This is a genomic window from Glutamicibacter sp. St.4D3, assembly GCF_059728615.1.
This window is the reverse complement of the sequence record NZ_AP039380.1, coordinates 583,812-604,049: the sequence shown is the minus strand read 5'-3', so window position 1 is coordinate 604,049 and position 20,238 is coordinate 583,812. Positions and strand designations below refer to the sequence as shown.

Genomic DNA, 20,238 nt, shown 5'->3' with positions numbered 1-20,238 from the left:
GACCCAGGGGGTTGCTTGGGTGGCAGCTCAAGAGTCAGCCGGAAGACACTGGGCATCCCTCGGAATGCGTCGGCCACGGCCCTAGACTGGAGCCACCATTCTTCGATTCCCAGGAGGAGCAATGGAAGGCATCGTCCCCGACGACAAGGACTGGACCGTGGTGCTGGATGAAATCTGCACCGAATGCGCCCATGACGTGCGCTCGACGACACCGGAGGAAATCGTCGATGAGCTGCCGGACAAGGTGGACCGCTACCTGTTGGCCCTGCACCGTGAGCACGCCCGCGAGCGCACCGATCCCTCCCGCTGGAGTGTCCAGGAATACGTGGTGCATGTGGCGGACATGCTGCGGGTGATGGTGCTGCGCTTTAATCTGATGCTGGCCGAAGACGAACCCACGTTCCCGAACTGGGACCAGGATGAGGCGGCCGAGCAGGCCCGGTACAACGAGCTGGATCCGGAGGAGGCGGCCAGCCGGCTGCGTGCCGCCTCGGCGATGTTCATGACCCGGCTGGATGGGATTTCACCGCATGAGTACTCCCGCAAGGGACTGCGCTCAAACGGCGCCGCCTTCACGGTGGCCAGCCTCGCACAATACGCGTGGCACGATGTGCTGCACCACTTATGGGACATCAAGGCGTAGCGGCCGCCATGCCCGGCCCGGCGGAAGGGCCTGGCTACCCTTCGAGCACCGGGTCCGTTTCAAACAAGGGCGCAATCAGATAGCCGATTGCCGTGCCCAACCCGACCTGCAGGGCCAGCCATCCGGCCGAGGCCCACAGGTGCGGGCCCACCTCGGTCAGCCGGCCCACCGCCAGTGAGCCGGAGGACAGCCACGCCCCGGCCAGGCTCAACACCCCGGCAACAATGCCGGTGAACACCGACAGCGCCGCGGTGGAGGTGGCCAGTGAAAGCCAGTGGTAGGGGATGCGGCGGGCGAACCAGTCCTCCAGGTGGTTCTCCCCCACCCGCAGGAAGTACCAGCCGGCCGCCACCCCGGCCAGCACCGGCAGCAGCATGAACAGCCAGAAGTTTCCATGGTCGCCGGAGGGCAGCGCAGCCAGCAGCGGAATCGAGGGCAGCGGTCCCACGGTTGTCTCCAGGGTGGACAGCGTGCTGCCGGTGCCGATGGCGAACCCGCCGCCGCTGATCCAGGACAGCACCCAGAACACGGCATTGGGGATGAACCCCAGCTGCAGCAGGGTCAGCGCAAAGGAACCCACCGCCCCGGGCCGCAGTTCCTGGTACACATTGGCCACGTCCACCCAGTGCGTGCCCACCGCCACGGAAAGCACCACCCCGCTGATGCCCACGGCCGCGACATACCCCACGAACCCGGCCACGATCACGTGCCAGACGTAGGAGCCGGCCCAGCGCCGGTGCGGGGAGATGCTGGTCAGGTACTTGGCCGTATCGATTCCGATCAGCCTCCCCCAGGACCCGGCTTCACGCCGGGCACCGATAAGCAGTCCGAAGAACACGATCACCAGCGGCAGCAGCGCCGCGGCCACCACGTTGACCGACGCGTAGTCGTTGCTGACCAGGAACCCGGTGGCCAGGCCCACCAGCCCATAGGCGGTGAAGGCGCCCAGCAGGCCCTGCCAGAGCTGGTCTGTGTAGGAGGCGCGGGCGATGCGCCGCCCGGCGCGCATGGCGAAGAACAGCGGGATCAGGCTCAAACCCAGCGGAATCAGGGTGAACCACCCGGAGACCGAACTCGGGTCGGTTTCCGGGCCGAGGTTGTGGATTTGGATCGGCACCCCGTGCACGGCCAGCCAGATCAGTCCGCCGAACTGCATGATCGCTTCGAAGGATTCCTCGCTGAAGCCCCCGCTGAAGTAGACCGCGATCAGCGGCACCAGCAGGATGGCAGCGACGAACACCACCGATTGCAGGATCTCAAATACTCCCTGCAGCATCAATGGCATCGGCCAGCCATTGCGCAGGCGCAGCATTACTGCCTTCATGGGTTTCTTTTCGCGGCTCATTAAAAAACAATGTTGCCACCATTGGCGTCGTGCTTTGCTCTGCGACGCGCAATGATGGCAACTGCTGGGGTAGTGCTGAGGTTGACCTGCTCAGTAGCTGGCCGGGGCGTCCGTCGGTCGTTCCTCGCCAAAGGACGCGGCCAGCGCCTCGCTGGCGCGGGCCAACAGCGCCACGTCGGCCCCGACCCCCACGTAATGGGCCCCGGCGTCGATGTAGCGCTGGGCGGTGGACTTGTCGAACGCGTTGACGCCCACGAACTTGCCGGCAGCAAGTCCCGCGTTGATCGACGTGGTGACGGCCTGGACTACGTCCGGGTGGCCCTGCTGGCCGATGACTCCCATGGAGGCGGCCAGGTCCGAGGGTCCGATGAAGATCCCGTCAACACCTTCGGTGCCCACGATCTGTTCCACGTTCTCGACCGCTTCGGCGGATTCGATCTGGACCATCAGCGTCAGGGTTTCCGAAGCACGCTGCAGATAGCCGTCGATGCGGTTCCAGCGGGCCGAACGGGCCAGCGCCGAACCCACCCCGCGCACCCCGTGCGGAGGGTAATGGCAGGCGGCCACCGCGTTGCGCGCGTCCTCGGCGGTGTGCACCATGGGGATGATCAGTGACTGGACGCCCAGGTCCAGGTACTGCTTGATCAAGACGGTGTCGTTGAATGGCGGGCGGACCACCGGCACCACCGGGTAGCTGCGCACCGCCTGCAACTGGGCCAGGATGCTGGACAGGTCGTTGGGTGAATGCTCCGCGTCAATGAACAGCCAGTCAAAGCCGGCCCCGGCGCAGATCTCGGCGTTCAGCGCCGACCCGGAGCACACCCAGATGCCCAGCAACGCCCGGTCCGCGCCGTGCAGCGCGTCCTTGAAGGAGGGGTCGGGTTCTACTCGAAATGGCATGTCACGGTTCCCAACGGTCCATAGTCGGCGAAGACGGTGTCGCCCTGGTACACCCACATCGGGCGGGTGAAGGAGCCGGCGAGGATGATCTCCCCGGCCTGCAGCTTGTCGCCGTGCGGGGCGATCTTGTTGGCCAGCCAGTACACGCCGGCGGCCGGGTGGTTCAGTACGCCGGCCGCGACGCCGGTCTCCTCCACGCTCTGGTTCTTGAACAGGATGCCCGAAACCCACCGCAGGTCCAGGGTGTCCACCTTGACCGGGTTCCCGCCGATCACCATGGCACCCATCGCGGCGTTGTCGCTGATGGTGTCCACAATGGTGCGGCCTTCCATCTCAATGCGCGAGTCGAGGATTTCCAGTGCCGGGATCACGTATTCGGTGGCCTGCAGCACGTCAAAAATGTTCGCATTCGGGCCTTCGATGTCCTTGTTCAGCTTGAAGGCCAGTTCCATTTCAATGCGCGGGTGGGTGTAGTCCTCCCACTGCACCGTGCAGCCAGAGTCCAGCACCATGTCATCGAAGATGATCCCGTAATCCGGCTCGGTGATGCCGGTGGCCATCTGCATGGCACGGGAGGTCAACCCGATCTTGCGTCCGGCCAGCACCCGTCCGTTGGCTTCCGAGCGCTGGCGCCACAGGTTCTGGACCCGGTAGGAATCCTCCACGGTCATTTCCGGGTAGCGGGCCGTGAGCCGCGGCACCGGGGTGCGCGTGGCACCGGCCTGGACCAGCTCATCGGCGATTGCCGTGATCGTTTCCTCAGATAGCATCGACGGATCAACCTTTCACATTCGATTCGTTGCCCTGCGAGCCGGATCACTTCACGGCTCGTAAGGGGAATGCTATCGAGGATGCCGACGCTTTGGCACATCGTACTTAGATTCCCGGCCCGCCAGGGTGGGCCGGGAAAGCCGATGTTCCCTTAGGAGTTGATGCCCGAACGAACCTGTTCCAGCAGCTGTTCGAAGGGCAGCGACGTCATCTCGTCACGGGACGAGGCGTTCTCGCTGACCCGGGGCGCAATCGAGCGGGTATCTCCCAGATCCAGGTCCGCGCTCAGCCCCTTGCTGCCGGCCAGGGTGGCCACCACTTCGCGGGCCACGCGCTGTTCGCGTTCGGCCAGCGTTCCCGACCCCTGGTCCGCACCCCAGTCCTCCGAGGAGGCGAAGACGGTGGTGGGCAGGATATGGGTGCGCAGATAGGAGAAGATCGGGCGCATCGCGTAGTCGATGGCCAGCTGGTGGCGGGCGCTGCCGGCGGTCGCGGCCAGCACGACCGGCTTGCCTTCCAGCGACTTGGGGTCCAGCACATCAATGAAGGACTTGAACAGGCCCGAGACCGAGGCGGTGAAAACCGGGGAGACGGCGATCAGCACGTCGGCGCCCACCACCGAATCGATGGCCTGCTGCAGTCGGGGCGGGGCGAAGCCGGCGAGCAGGGTGTTGGTGATGTCCGTGGCGAAGTCGCGCAACTCGATGACGTTGATATCACCCTGCACGCCGGTAACGGCCAGTTCGCGGGCAACGGCGTCCGCCAGCTGGTGGCCCAGCAGTCCGGAGCTGGAGGGGGTGCCCAGTCCCCCGGAAATCACAACAATCGATTCGCTCATCTCATACCCTCCGTAGTTCATGCGTTTGCATACAAAACACCCTCGTCTGCAAAAACATTCCCGTGGACTCAAGGAGATGCCCCTCATGCAGTCGCCGCCCGTTCACGGTTTCATCATTGTGACGGTCGCCATGATATTGATACAGTTTGGGTATGACTACTGAGCAGCAGGGCACCAACCAGCGCGACATTGAACCGGGAGTGCACACCGACTTCCACAACACAATGTCCTACGGCAGCTACTTGGATCTGGAACGGATCCTCTCCGCCCAGCATCCGGTGAGCCAGCCCCAGCATCATGACGAGATGCTGTTCATCATCCAGCATCAAACCAGCGAGCTGTGGCTGAAGCTGATGCTGCACGAGCTGATGGAGGCCCGGCGCCTGCTGACCCAGGACGAGATCGGCAAGGCGCTGAAGTGCCTGGCCCGCGTGAAGCACATCCAAAAGACCCTCACCGAGCAGTGGTCGGTACTCGCTACCCTGACTCCGCGTGAATACGCCCAGTTCCGCGGGTTCCTTGGCTCCTCCTCCGGCTTCCAGTCCTTCCAGTACCGTGCGGTGGAGTTCATCCTGGGCAATAAGCACGCGGGAATGCTCACGGTGCATGAGGCCGACCCCAAGGCGCACCAGTTGCTGGAGCAGCTGCTGCATGAGCCCACGCTCTACGATGTGTTCCTGGCCGCGCTCTCGCGCAAGGGGTACGCCATTCCGGCAGAAGTCCTGCACCGCGACGTGACCAAGGCCTGGGAATTCCAGCAAGGGTTGATCCCGGTCTTCAAGGACATTTATGAATCCGAGGACACCTTGTGGAGCCTCTATCAGGCCTGCGAGGACCTGGTGGACGTGGAGGACAACTTCCAGGCTTGGCGCTTCCGCCATATGCGGGTCGTACAGCGCACCATCGGCTTCAAGACCGGAACCGGTGGATCATCCGGGGTTGGCTTCCTGAAGCGGGCCCTGGACCTGACCTTCTTCCCCGAGCTCTTCGCGGTGCGCACCGAAATTGGCGCCAGCTAACGCACTGGCCGCGTTCACGCTGGACGACTTTGAATCCCGCAGCGGCAGCGCGACCTCCATCATCCGCACCATCGCCGGCCTGTACCTGCGCCATCACGATGCCCCGATAGCTCGCGCCACCGTGCTGGAGCTGGCAGTTGCCGCCGGCGTAAGCCAACCGGCGGCCCAAACCGCCCTGTCTCGACTGGTGGACCGGGGGCTGCTGGGCACCAGCGGTGACGGGGCCATCCACGTCACCTCACCGGCCCAAGCCATGTTTGCCCGCGGCAACCGGCGCATCTTCACCCCCCGGCAGATGAGCGCCCATGATGGGTGGACCCTCTTGACCTACTCCGTGCCCGAATCCCTGCGCCCCCTGCGTCACCAACTGCGCAAGCACTTCGGCCAGCTCGGCGGCGGACAGGTAACGGCCGGGGTATGGATCTTTCCCGAATACCTGCACGATGAGGTCTCGGCCGTGGTTCAGGCCCTGCAAGCCAGGAACCACGTCACGGTGTTCCGCGCCCACACGCCCGACTTTCCCGGCTCAGCGCGCACTGCCGCCGAGCAGTGGTGGGACCTGGAGCGGCTGTCACGGCGACACGAGGACTTCCTGCAGACCGTCTCGACCATGGACCAGGACCGTGAGCTCACCGATGCCCTGGCCTACCGCCACTATGTCCGGCTCATCGATGCCTGGCGTGCCATTCCCTACCTGGATCCCGGGCTGCCGGCCTACATGTTGCCGGGGACCTGGCCGGGCAGCACCAGCCGGGAGCGATTCCTCAAGTTATCGCGGCGCTTTGCCCACAGCGCCGACGACTATGCCAGGGGGCTCATCATTTAGACCTACGAAGGTTCCCGGGTGTCCCACACCGGTTCGTCCGCGCCGTAGGCCGGTGGAGGCCCGGGATAGTCAACGGTGCGGTGCCTCCTATTAAAAGGAGGTGGCACGTAGGTCAGGGTTCCATACGGGCTCGGCATCGACCGCAGTGGCGCGTCCGGCAGCCGCTCAGCCTTAACCTGCGGCACCGGGGCGTCAATGAGTTCCCTGGCGGTGCGTGCCAGCGCGAAATGGGCCACCCCGCACTGTCCGCTGCGAGTGCGTTCTGTAAGCAGGGCGATGGCCGCTGCCGCCATGCCGTACCCGGTGGCGTAGTCCAGAGCCTGCACGGGCAGGGCGCCGGGCGCACCACCGGGCGCTCGATAAAGTTCTGCAATCCCGGTGGCGGCCTGAACGATGCTGTCAAAACCGCGTCGCCCGAACCAGGGGTTCGCATCTCCCCAGGCATCGAGGGTCACGAGTACCAAGTGCGGGAAACGTTCCCGTAGGCCCTGAACGGATAGCCCATGGCGCTCCAGGGCCCCTGGGCGGTAGCCGAGCAGAACAGCGTCCGCCTTGGATAGAAGGTCCTCCAGCTGCCTTCGTCCCGCGCGCCTGCCGGCATCCACCGTGGCGCTTCGCTTCCCGAAGCCGGTCTCGATGTGCTGTCCGATGATTTCAGGCAGCTGAGGCGGGTCAATCCGCAAGACACTGGCCCCAAACACGGCTAGCGTGCGGGCAGCCGTAGGGCCAGCTAGCACCCGGGTGAAATCCAGTACGCGAAGGCCGCGCAGAGGGGCGTCGCCGGTGGGCCCGGGCTGCCATGATCGCGTTGGGCCCCCAGACGCCATATCGAACTCGACCCAGTCCGGCGTGCTCGAACTGCCGCGCTCGATCATGGCATTCCACTCGTTGCGTGTTCTTACGGTGGCGGCCACTCCCCCGGCATTCACAATTTTTTGCTCGGCCTCTAGCGCCGTCAGTTCCCGCAGAGACTGCTCCACATTGCCATCCGCCCCCAGCCCCAACCCGCGCAGCAGGGCCTGCTCGTGGTGCGGGTAGTTGGCATGCGTCCTGATCCATCCCTCGGCGCAGCGAAAGAACCCGGAATGAGGCGCAAAACCCGGGATGGGCTGGGAATCGACACGAAGCAGCCCGAAGGAGTTGAAGGCCTGCGCCACCCGGTGCGCTGGCGTCGTCAGCCGGTGCGCGCCAGCGCCACAGCACTCAAGGGCCTGCACGCATAATTGGACCGCAGCCAGGGCCAGCCCCTCCACATCCAGGGGCCCGGCCCACCAACGGCGCGGGAGCGGCGGCGCGCTGTGCACGTCAGAAGGCAGCAAACCATGCGCAAGAAACGGTGCATTCAAAGGCGGCAACGCCGCACTAGCGGAACCGGAGACCAATTGAGTGCTGCGCGACATGGAACCATCATGCCCAGGTCGGACAGCAGGTGCACAGTGTTCGCGTGGACTTACCGTGAACCACCAGCACGGGTATTACGTTGCGCCATAGGGAAAGCTCCGGCAACGCGTGGCTTCGATAGTGTCTAGCCGACTTGCTTCAAAAGGTGACTCTTGCCTCTGCTCGTGTCTTCAGTGGGCAGCGCGGGGATGAGTGCTGTGTTGCCTGTGGGGAAGATCGACGGCGTGGCGTGCGCCATGCAGTGGTTGGGCAGTCAGTCAGTTCACGCTCGAAGGAATTCTCCGCTCTGCCTACCGTTAAGGTGCGTACCTCTTTAACGTGTTCAGCCCCGGACATTGCCGCATGCGGCAGTGTCCGGGGCTGAAGACCAGGTAGGTGATTACTTGGTCGGCACGTTCAGGGTCTGACCCACGAAGATCAGGTCCGGGTTGGACAGCTTGTCGCTGTTCACCGAGAACAGCGAACGCCAGTCGTCCAGACCCAGGTCCTGGGCGATCTTGAACAGGGTGTCGCCAGCCTTGACGGTGTAGTTCTTGCCCGAGTCGGTGGCCTTCACGTTGTATACCGGAGCCTTGGCAACCGGTGCGACGTGCTTGCCGGACTGAGTCTTCACTGCGGTGCGCTCCACCGACTTCAGGGTGGTCTGCTTCTTCGGGGCAGCCTTCTGAGTGGTGTACTTCTTGGCAGTGGTCTTCTGGGTGCTCTGCTGCGGAGCAGCCTTCTTGGTCTGAGCCTTCGGGGTGCCGGTCGGCTTCCCGCTCAGACCCAGCTTGGCCGAGCATGCGGGCCATGCGCCCCAGCCCTGGCCCTGCTGGACCTTGGTGGCAACGCGGATCTGCTCAGCCTTCGAAGCGTTGGCTGCCGAGCCCTTGCCGCCGTAGGCCTTCCAGGTGGAATCCGAGAACTGCAGGCCACCGTAGTAGCCGTTACCGGTGTTGGTCGACCAGTTACCGCTCGATTCGCACTGAGCCAGGGCGTCCCAGGTGCTGGCTGCGGAGGCCGGAACTGCTGCTACGGCCATGGCGCCACCTGCAACGGCGACTGCTGCCAGAGCGGCGGTGCCGCGACGGATGGTCTTCTTGCTCTTCTGCTGGATCATGGTTCTCCAGTGCTCTTCCCACGCGTAGGCTGTCCAAGCCATCCTGGCGCTGCGCCCAGCGTCGCATTTCGACATTACTGAAACGCCTACCGAATGGGCACACGGAAGTTCCGGCGGCGTTTTGCTTTTTCCCATAACACTGCGAGTGTTATCGAAACGTTATCCATGACGATAGCCCACACCCTGACCCCCTTGGCAACTCAGGTTCCTTCCAGAATCGGCGTTTGTTGCAGTCAACCCCATTAAAAAATTTTCAAAAAAAGTTCTTCGAGACACCCCGGAGCGCCGAATTTTGGAACCAAAACGTTATTTGGATGGAAGCGAATTTGGGGTGATGCGTGCTACAAAATGTGGTATTAGCTGTTCCCTTGCTGGGAAGCTGCCGCACGCTCCCGGTCAGCTCAATGAGGCAACGGAGGGCGATCCGACAGAGCCTTTGAACCATCCAGAACCCACTAGATGACCTACGCGATCAGCTTCTCAAATCGCATTCGTCATCCGGTAGCCATGACCGCTCTGAGCAGGGCGCTTCCGACCAGTTTGGGTAGGGTGGGACTGATCAGGGTGCCCGTTGCCCTTGGTGAGCCAAACGAGCCGAGAGGACATCCATGACCAGTAGTGCCAGCCCACGCAAGGCACCGGAAGTCCTGCAGGCATTTTCCCGGGCGGTGCGGGAGTTCTTCCGCAACAACGGGTTGGACTCGGCGGCATCCCTTTCATACTTCATGGTGCTGGCGCTCTTTCCCGGGGTCCTGGCCCTGGTTTCTCTGCTCGCACTGGTGGGTGCCAGCCAGGGAGCGACCGAGGCGATCCTGGAGATCCTGCACCAGGCGCTGAACCCGCAGGGCCATGAGCACCTGGGCGAAGACGCCCAACAGGTCATGGACATGGCCGAGCAGCTGCTGACCGGTCTGGCGGCCGAAACCTCGGGCACCAGCCTCACCATTTTCCTGGGCATCGCCGGCGCCCTGTGGAGTACCTCCGGCTACGTCAACGCCTTCAGCCGCGCCATGAACCGCCTGTACAAGGTGCAAGAAGGCCGTCCCCAGTGGAAACGCCGCCCCCAGATGCTGGGCATCACCATCCTGATCATGATTGTCATGGTGGTCTCCTTCGCACTGTTGGTCACCTCCGGGCCAGTCGCCCGCGGCATAGGCAACGTGGTGGGGCTGGGAGACCAATTCGCCACCGTACTGAACTGGCTCAAACCACCGACCATGTTTGTCATGGCGCTGTTGGTCCTGGCACTGCTGTACTACTTCACCCCGAACGTGAAGCGCCCCTTTAAATGGTTCTCCACCGGCACCATCAGCGCCCTGGTGGTGCTGGGGTTGTCGGTGGGCGGCTTTTCCTTCTATATCGCCAACTTTGCTTCCTATTCGGCCACCTACGGCGCCATTGGCGGTGTAATCATCCTGGTGGTGGCCTGCTGGATCATCAACATTGCCCTGCTGATGGGCGCGGTCGTGGACGTCGAGTTCTCCCGCCTGTCGCAGTTGCGCAAGGGGGTGGCCGCCGATGAAGAACTGCAGTACCCGGTGCGCGATGACACGCTCTTTGCCCGCCGGGAACTGAGCAACTTCCGCGACCTGGTCCACGCCCAGCAGATTCGGATCCAGCACGGCGGGGACCCCTTGGAGAGCGTGGACGGTTCCATGCTTCCGCAGCACAAGTCGCACCATCGGCTGATTTTCGCGGCCGGGGCCGCCACCGCCGCCTGGCTGGGAATGCGGCATCTCATCAGGAAGCACGAGGCCTCCGCCGATCCGGCCGCCGCCTCAGATCAGCAGGATGAGACTGCGCACCGCTAGCCACAGTCCGCTCCCGGCAAGCGTCAGGATCACCAGCAGCCAAATCCCCGAGAACGTTCCGGTGGACGTCCCGATCAGATAGGCGTCGGATTGGCGCACATCCTGCCGGCGCCAGGTGTGCACGGCCAACAGCTTCAGACAGTCCCGGGCCCCGGCGACCAGCAGGAACCCTGCCAAAAGCACGGCCACATAGACGAACATGTCCACCGGCGCGAAGAACACGATGCCCAACGCCAGCGCCGCGCTGGCTACGCACACCAGCAGGGCCGCGAGGTTGCGCACGAAAACCAGGGCCAGGCAGAAGAGGATCGCGTAGGCCCCCAGGGCCAGTCCGGGGTAGCCGGCCGCCGTTGCGGCCAGCAGTCCCGCCGAACACCACAGCGGAGCCGGGTAGCCGGCAACGCCCGAGATGATCACCGAGGCCTTGCCGCGCCCCCGGCTGACCACCTCCCCGGAGTGGTCCCAGCCCAGGCGCAGCCCGGTGACAAAGCGGCCGGTGAATAGCGCTAGCACCACGTGCCCGAGCTCGTGAACCAGCGTGGAGTACATCCCGGTCAGCCGCCAGGCGGGTCGCGGCAACACCAGCAGCGCCACCAGTGCGCCCAGCAACACCCATTGCCAAGGGCTGAGCTGCAGTTCATGCTGCAGGCTTAGCCGCTGCCACATCGCGTTGAGCGTTTCTCCCACACCGCACCTTTCAGCTTTTGATTGGCGCGTCGGGCGGCGCGCCTGCAGTCGAGCTTACGCAACACCGGGCCCGTCGCCCGGATTTCCGTCCTCCCGTGCCGGGGCTCGCGTTACCGGACCGTGCGGCGAGCGCCCGGGAACCGGAGGGGCTCGGCATAGGATGGCATCAGTACCAACCACCCCGACGCAAGGAGCACCCATGTCGCGTATCGTCTCAACCGCTTTGGCCGTCGGCGGCCTGACCGGAGGGTTCGCCACCGCTCGCAGCACCCGCAACCGCGCCCTGGGCGGAGCCGTGCTGGCGGCCGCCGGCACCGGCGCGTTCCTGATCTGGAAGAAGGATGCCGGCACCGCACGGGCCGTGACCCTGACCGCCGCCTACCTGGGGGCGTTCGGCGGTTCGCATCCGCTGGCCAAGAACATGGGCCCGTGGACCGCGGTCAACACCGTCAGTGCGGCAGTGGCCGCCGCCTCGCTGATCTTCGGCGGGCGCCGGGCCAAGTAGCAGCGGGCCAGTGCCCGAACGCAGGATCCGGCACACCACAAACGTCGGGGACCGGTGCTAGGTTGACAGGGTAACTTCCAGGTCAACGAAAGGCACCTGTCCCCGTGTTCTTCCTCCAGGACCGTTTCATCTACTCGGCCAGCGACCTGGCCATCGCCGTAGGGTGCGAGTACCAGTCGCTGTACCTGCTGGAAATCAAGCTGGGGCTGCGTCCGAAGCCGCACTTTGCCCCCGATGAGATGCTCGAACGCAGCGCGGAGCTCGGCGACGTGCACGAACGGCGGATCCTGACCGAGCTGGAGGAGAAGTACGGGCCCTACGATGCGGCGGCCCACCGGGGCGTGAAGTCCTTCCCGGATCGTCCGGTGATGACCCATGAGGGATTGTTGGCCGCCCACGAACAGACCCTCGAAGTGTTGCGCAACGGCGCGGACGTGGTCTACCAGGCCACCTTCTATGACGGCTCCTTTGTGGGGTTCGCCGATTTCCTGGTCCGCCAACCCGACGGGTCCTGGGCGGTGTGGGACACCAAACTGGCCCGGCACGCCCGGGTCAGCGCGTTGCTGCAGCTCGGAGCCTACGCCGACCAGCTGCAGACCGAGGGCATCCCGCTCAGCCCGCAGGCAACCCTGGTGCTGGGCGACGGCACCCATTCGGTGCACCGGATCACCGAAATCCTGCCGGTGTTCCGGGCCCAACGGCGCAAATTCCTGGCCTTGACCGAACGTCACCGCCAGTCCGGGGACCCGGTGCTCTGGGATTCGGATGCCATCAATGTGTGTGGGCGCTGCGATTTCTGTGCCGAGCAGGTCAGCGCCACCGGGGATGTACTGCAGGTGGCGAACATGTCCATGACCCAGCGGGCCAAGCTGCGCCGTCGCGGAATTCACAGCATCCATCAGCTGGCCGAGGTGGAGGCGGCCCCCGGCACCGCGCTGGGCCGCTACGTCGACCAGGCCCGCATGCAGCTGGGGTTGGCCGAACCCGACGGGCAGGTTGGCGCGGTGTCCTACCGGGTCAAGGAAACACAGACCATCAACCGGCTGCCGGCGCCTGATCCCGGAGACATCTTCTTCGACTTCGAGGGCGATCCCATGTACCAGGAGCCCGCCGACGGCAGCTGGGGACTGGAGTACCTGTTCGGGGTAGTGGAAAACGACACCGGCACCCCGGTGTTCCGCCCCTTCTGGGCGCACAACCGCGGCGAGGAGCGCACCGCGTTCCTGCAGTTCATCGACTACGTCACCGCCCGGCGTGAACGCTTCCCCCACATGCGCATTTACCATTACGCCCCGTATGAGAAGTCGGCACTGCGCAACCTGTCCCAGGGGCACGTGACCGGGGAGGAAGCCATCGACCAGTGGCTGCGCGAGGGCCTGCTGGTGGACCTGTATGAAACGGTACGCAACTCACTGGTGCTCTCCACGCGTTCCTACTCCATCAAGAAGCTTGAACCGCTCTACATGGGCGAGCACCTGCGCTCCGGGGACGTGGTGGATGCCGGGGCCTCGGTGGTCGCCTATGCACACTTTATGCAGGCCCGGGATGCCGGGCGCGAGGCCGAGGCCCGTGAGGTGCTTGAGTCCATCGCCGACTACAACGAGTATGACTGCCTGTCCACCCTGCGGCTGCGCGACTGGCTGCTCGGGCTGGTTCCCGCCAGCCCGGTCCAGGCCCCCGCGCCACTGGTCCAGGAGCAGCTGCCGGACTCGACGGCGGAACCCACCGCAGAGGAGGCACGGCTGCAGCGCTACATCGCCGGGCTGCCGGCTGGGCAGGCGTTGAGCGCAGATGACCGGGCAATTGCCATGGTGGCCGCAGCCACCGGTTACCACCGCCGGGAACGCAAGCAGTTCTGGTGGGAGCACTTCGACCGGCTCGCCGCGCCCATGGAGGACTGGTCCGATACGCGGGGCGTATTCACCGTCGATTCGGTACAGGTGCTGCAGGACTGGCACAAGCCAACCCCGCGTTCACGCACCCTGGCGCGGCACTCCAAGGTCTACGGGACCTTGGCCGAGGGGTCCCTGGTTTCCGAAGGCACCGGCTTCTTCGCCATGTTCGGCGATCCACTGCCCGAGGGCATGGAGGTTGATGAGTCCGTGCGCGGCGGTGCGTTCAACGCCACTGTGCTGGAGGTCGGCGAGGACCACCTGGTGATCCAGGAAAAGTCCACCACCCGGGTCCCCGAATATGGGGCGGTGCCGGTCGCGTTGACCCCGGACCAGCCGCTGCGCACCGCCAGCATTGAACAGGCCCTGGCGCAGGTCGCGAACCAGGTCGGCGCCATGGTCCCAGCGCTGCCGGACACCGCCGGGCTGGACATCCTGCGCCGCCGCCCTCCGCGGCTGAAGAGCTACACCGCTCCCCCGCCGCCGGAGGTCGTTGACGGTTCGGCCCAGGTCTATCCGGCTGTGGTGGCCGCGCTATTGGACCTGGACAACTCCTACCTGGCGGTGCAGGGCCCTCCGGGGACCGGCAAGACCTTCGTGGCCTCCCACGTGATCCGCGAGCTGGTGGAGCACGGCTGGAAGATCGGGGTCGTTGCCCAGTCCCACGCTGTCATCGAAAACGTGCTGAACAAGGCGGTGCAGGCAGGGGTTCCGGCGGACCAGGTGGGCAAGAAACCCAACCACGGCAAGGAGGTTCCCTGGCAGCATACCGGGGCCAACGCCGTCGCCGAACTGCTTGAGCAGGAGGGCGGCTGCCTGGTCGGCGGGACCGCCTGGACCATGACCGGCAAGCAGGTGGCGCCCGGGGCCCTGGACCTGCTGGTGATCGACGAAGCCGGACAGTATTCGCTGGCGAACACGCTGGCGGTCTCCGTGGCGGCCCGCAACCTGCTGCTGCTCGGGGATCCGCAGCAGCTGCCGCAGGTCACGCAGGGCTCCCACCCGCAGCCGGTGGACATTTCGGCGCTGGGCTGGCTTTCGGACGGGCAGCCGATCCTGCCCGCCGAGCTGGGCTACTTCCTGGACACCTCGTGGCGCATGCACCCACAGCTGTGTGAGAAGGTGTCCCGGCTCAGCTACGACGGACAGCTGCAGGCGGCCCCGGCCGCCGGGCAACGGCACCTGGCCGGGCCCGGGGCCGGGGTGGAAACCCGTTTCGTTGAGCACCGCGGCAACACCACCAGCAGCGTGGAGGAGGCCCACGAGATCCTGCGGCTGGTGGATGAGCATCTGGGGCTGGAATGGGCCGACGGCCCGCAATCGGCGCCGCGGCCCCTGGAACAGCACGACATCCTGGTGGTGGCCGCCTACAACGCGCAGGTGAACCTGTTGCAGCAGTTGCTGCAGGACAACGGCTACGCCGATGTCCGGGTGGGCACCGTAGACAAGTTCCAGGGCCAGGAGGCCCCGGTGGTGCTGGTCTCCATGGCCTGTTCCAGCGCCGAGGACGCGGCCCGCGGCATCGACTTTCTGCTCAACCGCAACCGGATCAACGTCGCGATCTCCCGCGGCCAATGGCGGGCGGTGATTGTGCGTTCCCCGCGGCTGACCGACTACCTGCCAACCTCGATTCCCAACCTCTCCCAGCTCGGTGCGTTCTTGAGCCTCTAGCACCATAGATCCTCAGCATCCGGCTTCCTTCATGGGGAGGAAAGAGGTTGTGGGCTCATCGGGCAAGACTTCAGCGGCCCGCCTCGACAGACGCGCACTGACTGACGCAACGGGAAAGACGGGTCGCGGTGAACCACCGGCACCAACGGAACCAGCGGGCAAGCGGCGTTCTGACCGTCCATGGTGGGCAAAAGACCGTAGCAGCATGGCGGCTGAATCTATTCTGCAGCTGGGCACCGCTCAGGGGGCAGTGCGGGGTCAGTAGGCTGGAGGAATGGAACTGCGCGCAAAGGCCTTACTGTTCGATATTGACGGAACGTTGGTGGATTCGACTCCCGCGGTCGAACGGACCTGGCGGACGTGGGCAGAGCGCTATGGGCTTGATGCGGCCCGTATCCTCACCCAGAGCCACGGTCGGCGTACCGAGGATGTGGTCTCCATGCTGCTGCCGGCGGATCAGGTCGACGAGGCGTGTGCCGTACTGCTGGAGATGGAGCTTGCTGACCTGGACGGTGTTGTGGCGCTGCCGGGAGTTTCAAGCATGCTTCAAGGTCTCGTTGCGCAGCGTTGGGGCGTGGTCACCTCGGGTGGCGCGCAGCTCATGCGTGCCCGTTTGACGGCATCAGGGTTGCCGTCCCCGCAAGTTTTCATCAGCGCCGAAGACGTGTCGCAGGGCAAACCGGATCCGCAGGGGTACCTGTTGGCGGCACAGCGGCTAGGGGTAGCTCCCTCACAAGCGCTGGTGATCGAAGATGCCCCGGCCGGCATTCACGCCGGAAGGGCGGCCGGAGCCACGGTACTGGCCGTCGCGACCTCCCACGCTGCCCAAGAGCTCTCCGATGCTGATTTCGTGGTGCAAAACCTGGAGCAGGTGCAGGTTCACCGGCAGGACGGGCTTCTTGTGCTCCGGGGCAGAGCCCTGGACGTCAGCCGCTGATCCTGCGTTGCCAGCCCATCCCCGCTCCCCGGTGCCCCAGGTTTGGCCCAAGTTTGGCGCATCAACGCAGGGACTCCTGCGGCATCAATCTGCGTTCATGCCGCAACGCGGTGCGTCCTGCCGTCTTGGTGACAGCAGGACGCACACGGGGATGAGGTTGGCTACCGGCCGCTACCGGGCCTTGTCGATGACCTCGTCCACGTCGAAGAAGTGGGAGAGCACCGGACGGTCCCCCCGCTTTTCCTTGGCGAACTGCAGGCCGTCAACGTTGACCCGCATCTGCCGCTGGTATTCGTCGGTCTGTTGCATCCAGGCGGTGGTGGTGCCGTCCACCCCGTAGAAGTAGCGGAAGCCGGCGTCCTTGAAGACCTTGTAGCGGGACCCGGAGTACTGGCCCACCTGGGCGATGTCCGAACCGAACGGGTAGATCAGCTGGTCGGTCTTGCCCACCAGCGGCTCCACTTCGTCCTTCCACAGCTTGGTGTCGCGCTTGAGCCGGTCCAGGGAGACCTTTCCGGTGGCGATGTGGCCCCAGGAGTGCGAGGCGAAGACCCAGCCGTTGTCCTTCATCGCCTCGGCCACTTCCTTGGCGGCGGCCTTGTCCTTGTCCATGTTCTTGTTCTCCGGATACTGGCTGTCGGAGGTGCGGTAGCCGAACAGGCCGTTGTAGCCGGTCATCGCCAGCAGCCCGCGCGCCCCGCGGTAGGAGAAGTCGGGGTGTTCCTCCACGAAGTCATCGACCATGGTGCTCACGTCGTAGGCGCCGGTGTGTTCCTTGCCCTCGGCGTCGGTGTAGACGTTGCGCACCTTGCCCTCGTCGGTGACGATGAGCTTGTCGGCGAACCCGTCCCCGTCCATGTACTCGTAGTAGCTCACGTCGTCGATGGACAGCACCAGCGGCTTCTTGCCCTTGGGCAGCATGATCTTGCCGTACTTCATCTTCCCGTTCTTGTCGGGCTTGGCGAAGTCGGTCGGGTTGACCAGCACGTAGTCGCGCTCGTAGAGCTGGTCCAGGATCTTGGAGAATTCGTCCTGGGTGACCATGTAGTCCTTGTAGCCCTGGGCTTCCCCGTCCCCGTCGAAGGCGCGGTCGGTGTCGATCACCAGGGAGTGGAAGAACAGGTGCGGGATCTGGTTCGGCTTAGCCCAGGCCACCGTCGCGTCCTTTTCCTCCTGCAGGCCGCTGGCCAGCGAGCTGAGTTCCTCATTGGGCTCGTCCTTGACCAGCTTCATCGCCGCGTCATAGTCGTACCCGTCGGCCAGCCGGTTGACCTCGGCCTTGACCTGCTTGACCCGTTCGGCTTCTTGGGCCTTGGCCTGCTCCTGACTCTGTTGTTCATCCTGCTGCGATCCGGCGGCCTCCGGGCCGCCCGCAGCGTCGTCTGCCTGGCTGCAGCCGGCCAGCAGCAGGGAGAGAATTGCCACGGATGAGAGCAGCTTGGTTCGGTTCACGGGTTGACAGCCTCCAAAGGTCGGCAGGTTTACGCTTTCCTTGCTTCGACCCTACACAGGCCGGGGCCGGTTCAGAACCGCCGGTGTAACTTTGGACAAGCGTGTTGCCCGAGGTGAACATCCCCCCCCTACTCAGCCCCGGGTGCCCGGGTTGCTTCGGCTGTGGCGCCCACCGCGTGTTGCAGCAGATGAACTAGGATAAACAGGTTAGGCAGGAGACAAGGACGAAGGAAGTTTATGCAGCCCTCGCACCGCGCGAATCGCTTGTGGCACCAGTCCCAGCAGTTCCGCCGGTCCGCCGCCTACCGGCTGATCACCGCCCCGCCGTGGGCGCTGGCGTTTATTCGGGCCGAATTCACCGCCGACCGTCCCCGGGTGTCCCTGGAACTGTTCCACGCCTCCCTGGATTCCTTCCTGCGCCAGGCCCGGGACAGCGAAGAGCAGGTTCCGGCCAGTTCCACGGCCGAGGACTTCGCCGAAGGCTGGGTGCGCCAGGGCATCCTGGCCCGGCCGCTGATTGACGGACGCTTCAGCTACGAGCCGTCCGCGGCGACCCTGCGGGTGCTGCGCTTTTTGGACGAGCTGTCCACCGACGACTCGCGGCTGAACTCCTCCCGGCTGAACACGCTGCTGACCTCCCTGGAATCCCTGGCCCATGAGACCGACCCGGATCCGCAGGCCCGCATCCGGGCGCTGGAGGCGGAGATTGCCCAGCGCCAGGCGAAGATCGATGCGCTGCGGGCCGGGCACGACCCGGCGGTGCTTTCCCCGGCCTCGGCCTTGTCGGCCACCCGCTCGGTACTGGATTTGGCCTCCAGCCTGCCCGCCGACTTCCGGCGGATGCGTGACGGGGTGCGCCAGATGCTGCACAGCCTGCGTGAGGGGATCCTGGATGCCTCCACCGCCAAGGGCGTGGCCGTGGGCCAGGTGCTGGAGGCCGACCGGCAGCTGCGCTCCACCGCGGAGGGGGAAACCTTCTCCGGCTTCACCGAATTCCTCGGCTCTCCCGAGGCGCAGCAGCGTTTCCGGGCCGCGGTCAACGAGGTGCTGGAGCGCGACTTCGTCGATGACCTGCAGGCCCCCGAACGCCAGATCCTGACCAACCTGTTGCGCGAACTGCGCCGCCAGGCCGCTGAGGTCCACGAATCCTACGGCCGGCTCTCCGAATCGCTGCACGCGTTCGTGCAGTCCGAGGACTACCAGCAGGCGCAGCTGCTGCGCCTGGCGGTGCGTGAAGCGGAGCTGGCGATCAGCCGTTCCACGAACCTGAAGCCGCGCAGCGCGCTGGCCCCGTTGGACTTGTACGCCCCGCAGTTCGTGACCCTGCACGGGCTGGGCATCTTTGACCCTTCCGAGCATGTGGCTCCCCCGCCCCTGGCCGAGGCGCCGCAGTTCGACGCCGCGGACATCGTGCGCACCCCCAGCACCGCGAAGGCCGACATGCCCTTCCTGCGCGAGGCGGTGCGCACCGGGCTGGAGGACGCCGGCCATGCCCCGGTGGCGCTGCACCAGCTGTACACGCGGCTGCCGGCCGAACACCGGCACCTGAACACGATCAGGGCGCTGATCGAGATCGGACGGACCAACGGTGAGGCGCTGAGCCCCGCCGAACTGCACCCGGTCGAATACTTCCAGGTCGATGGCAGCACCCGTACCGCCCTGCTGCCCGCACTGAGCTTTACCAAGGAGCCGCTATGAGCACCAGCACCGTGAACCCCGAAACGATCACCGAGCCCCTGTTCGACGGCGACACCGGTTCCTTCCCGGTGCAGCTGCGCCAGCTGCTGGTCAAGCTGCTGCGCGGCCCCTACCTGGACGGCGCGGTGGACCCGGCCGGCTGGCAGCTGCTGCTGGATCAGCGCGCCGCGATCACCGGGTACGTCTCGGAAATCTTCCTGGGGTTGAGCATCGATCCCGAACGCAAGATCGCGATGCTCAGCCCGGTGGACGTGGATTTGCCGCATTCGGCCCCGATCGCCCCGCGTCGTGGCCTGAAGCGGGACGAGACGCTGCTGGCGCTGCGCCTGCGCCTGCTGCTGGAACAGCATTCGGGCAGCGGCACCGACGCGGTCATTTCGCGCACCGCCATGCACGAGATCCTGGCCGAGCACCGCACCGCCAGCGACCGCGACGACAAGCGCTTCGCCGAGTCCTGCGACGCGGCGATCGGCCGGCTGAACACGCTGCGGCTGATCACCGGCACCGAGCTGGTCGACGAGTACCGCATCTCCCCGGCCCTGGCGATGGCCCTGCCGATCGCCAGCATCCAGGACATCCCCGGCTACATCGCTGCGATCGACAACACCGAGGCGCAGCCGGCGCTGCCCGATCAGCCCGGCGAAGCCCACCAGGGGCAGCTGGCGGAGGATCCTGATGAGCCGCCGCTGCCCGGCGGGGGCGACGCCCGGATCAGCGACGAATCCCAGATGGTTCAGGAGTAG

Annotated in this window: 17 protein-coding genes; 9 read left to right on the top strand and 8 right to left on the bottom strand. The window is 65.4% G+C overall.

Annotation, left to right across the window (positions count from 1 at the left end):
- Window positions 1-121: 121 nt before the first annotated feature.
- Window positions 122-643 carry a DinB family protein gene (locus AC6I21_RS02830; RefSeq protein WP_054820988.1) on the top strand — a complete coding sequence of 174 codons (522 nt, stop codon included), beginning with the start codon at window positions 122-124 and terminating at the stop codon, window positions 641-643.
- Between the two features lie 34 nt (window positions 644-677).
- Here AC6I21_RS02830 and AC6I21_RS02825 read toward each other — a convergent pair whose 3' ends face one another.
- The 4 genes from AC6I21_RS02825 to AC6I21_RS02810 form a co-directional block, all read right to left on the bottom strand.
- Window positions 678-1,967: a cell division protein PerM gene (locus AC6I21_RS02825; protein WP_138173637.1), complete on the bottom strand. Its 1,290-nt coding sequence runs from the start codon at window positions 1,965-1,967 to the stop codon at window positions 678-680.
- A gap of 111 nt (window positions 1,968-2,078) precedes the next feature.
- Complete coding sequence (locus tag AC6I21_RS02820) at window positions 2,079-2,888, bottom strand: aldolase/citrate lyase family protein (RefSeq protein ID WP_346921469.1); 810 nt, start codon at window positions 2,886-2,888, stop codon at window positions 2,079-2,081.
- On the bottom strand, window positions 2,873-3,658 hold the full coding sequence (gene hpaH / locus AC6I21_RS02815; protein WP_497763059.1) for a 2-oxo-hept-4-ene-1,7-dioate hydratase: 786 nt from the start codon (window positions 3,656-3,658) through the stop codon (window positions 2,873-2,875). Before hpaH ends, AC6I21_RS02820 begins: the two co-directional genes overlap by 16 nt.
- A 152-nt stretch (window positions 3,659-3,810) precedes the next feature.
- Window positions 3,811-4,497, bottom strand: coding sequence for a CE1759 family FMN reductase (locus AC6I21_RS02810; RefSeq protein ID WP_497763058.1), 687 nt, complete (start codon window positions 4,495-4,497; stop codon window positions 3,811-3,813).
- Between the two features lie 152 nt (window positions 4,498-4,649).
- Here AC6I21_RS02810 and kynA point away from each other — a divergent pair, with 152 nt between their 5' ends.
- Window positions 4,650-5,516, top strand: a complete 867-nt coding sequence (gene kynA, locus AC6I21_RS02805; RefSeq protein ID WP_497763057.1) for a tryptophan 2,3-dioxygenase — start codon at window positions 4,650-4,652, stop codon at window positions 5,514-5,516.
- Window positions 5,503-6,342, top strand: a complete 840-nt coding sequence (locus tag AC6I21_RS02800; RefSeq protein WP_346921472.1) for a PaaX family transcriptional regulator — start codon at window positions 5,503-5,505, stop codon at window positions 6,340-6,342. Before kynA ends, AC6I21_RS02800 begins: the two co-directional genes overlap by 14 nt.
- 2 nt (window positions 6,343-6,344) lie before the next feature.
- Here AC6I21_RS02800 and AC6I21_RS02795 read toward each other — a convergent pair whose 3' ends face one another.
- Window positions 6,345-7,742: a CoA transferase gene (locus AC6I21_RS02795; RefSeq protein WP_497763056.1), complete on the bottom strand. Its 1,398-nt coding sequence runs from the start codon at window positions 7,740-7,742 to the stop codon at window positions 6,345-6,347.
- Between the two features lie 380 nt (window positions 7,743-8,122).
- Window positions 8,123-8,842 carry a transglycosylase family protein gene (locus AC6I21_RS02790; protein ID WP_138173472.1) on the bottom strand — a complete coding sequence of 240 codons (720 nt, stop codon included), beginning with the start codon at window positions 8,840-8,842 and terminating at the stop codon, window positions 8,123-8,125.
- Between the two features lie 608 nt (window positions 8,843-9,450).
- On the opposite strand from AC6I21_RS02790, the gene AC6I21_RS02785 reads away from it, so the two are divergent.
- Window positions 9,451-10,653, top strand: coding sequence for a YihY/virulence factor BrkB family protein (locus AC6I21_RS02785; RefSeq protein WP_446753646.1), 1,203 nt, complete (start codon window positions 9,451-9,453; stop codon window positions 10,651-10,653).
- Here AC6I21_RS02785 and AC6I21_RS02780 read toward each other — a convergent pair.
- On the bottom strand, window positions 10,621-11,340 hold the full coding sequence (locus AC6I21_RS02780; protein WP_497763055.1) for a M50 family metallopeptidase: 720 nt from the start codon (window positions 11,338-11,340) through the stop codon (window positions 10,621-10,623). The genes AC6I21_RS02785 and AC6I21_RS02780 overlap by 33 nt on opposite strands.
- Window positions 11,341-11,539: 199 nt before the next feature.
- Between AC6I21_RS02780 and AC6I21_RS02775 the strand changes: the two genes are divergently transcribed.
- The 3 genes from AC6I21_RS02775 (at window position 11,540) to AC6I21_RS02765 (ending at window position 16,345) form a co-directional block, all read left to right on the top strand.
- Window positions 11,540-11,845 (top strand): hypothetical protein, encoded by a 306-nt coding sequence (locus AC6I21_RS02775; protein ID WP_138173466.1) that lies wholly within the window; start codon window positions 11,540-11,542, stop codon window positions 11,843-11,845.
- Between the two features lie 104 nt (window positions 11,846-11,949).
- The gene (locus AC6I21_RS02770; RefSeq protein ID WP_497763054.1) at window positions 11,950-15,408 is read left to right on the top strand and encodes a TM0106 family RecB-like putative nuclease; all 3,459 of its coding nucleotides are present in this window, start codon (window positions 11,950-11,952) and stop codon (window positions 15,406-15,408) included.
- 274 nt (window positions 15,409-15,682) lie between these two features.
- A complete protein-coding gene (locus tag AC6I21_RS02765) occupies window positions 15,683-16,345 on the top strand; it encodes an HAD family hydrolase (protein ID WP_497763053.1) in 663 nt (220 codons plus the stop codon).
- 171 nt (window positions 16,346-16,516) lie between these two features.
- Here the strand turns inward: AC6I21_RS02765 and AC6I21_RS02760 are convergent, their stop codons facing one another.
- A complete protein-coding gene (locus tag AC6I21_RS02760; protein ID WP_346921479.1) occupies window positions 16,517-17,797 on the bottom strand; it encodes a polysaccharide deacetylase in 1,281 nt (426 codons plus the stop codon).
- Window positions 17,798-18,034: 237 nt separating this feature from the next.
- Here AC6I21_RS02760 and AC6I21_RS02755 point away from each other — a divergent pair, with 237 nt between their 5' ends.
- Together AC6I21_RS02755 and AC6I21_RS02750 are read left to right on the top strand one after the other, a co-directional pair.
- Window positions 18,035-19,495, top strand: a complete 1,461-nt coding sequence (locus tag AC6I21_RS02755) for a DUF3375 domain-containing protein (protein ID WP_497763052.1) — start codon at window positions 18,035-18,037, stop codon at window positions 19,493-19,495.
- Window positions 19,492-20,238, top strand: a complete 747-nt coding sequence (locus AC6I21_RS02750; RefSeq protein ID WP_138173456.1) for a DUF4194 domain-containing protein — start codon at window positions 19,492-19,494, stop codon at window positions 20,236-20,238. Before AC6I21_RS02755 ends, AC6I21_RS02750 begins: the two co-directional genes overlap by 4 nt.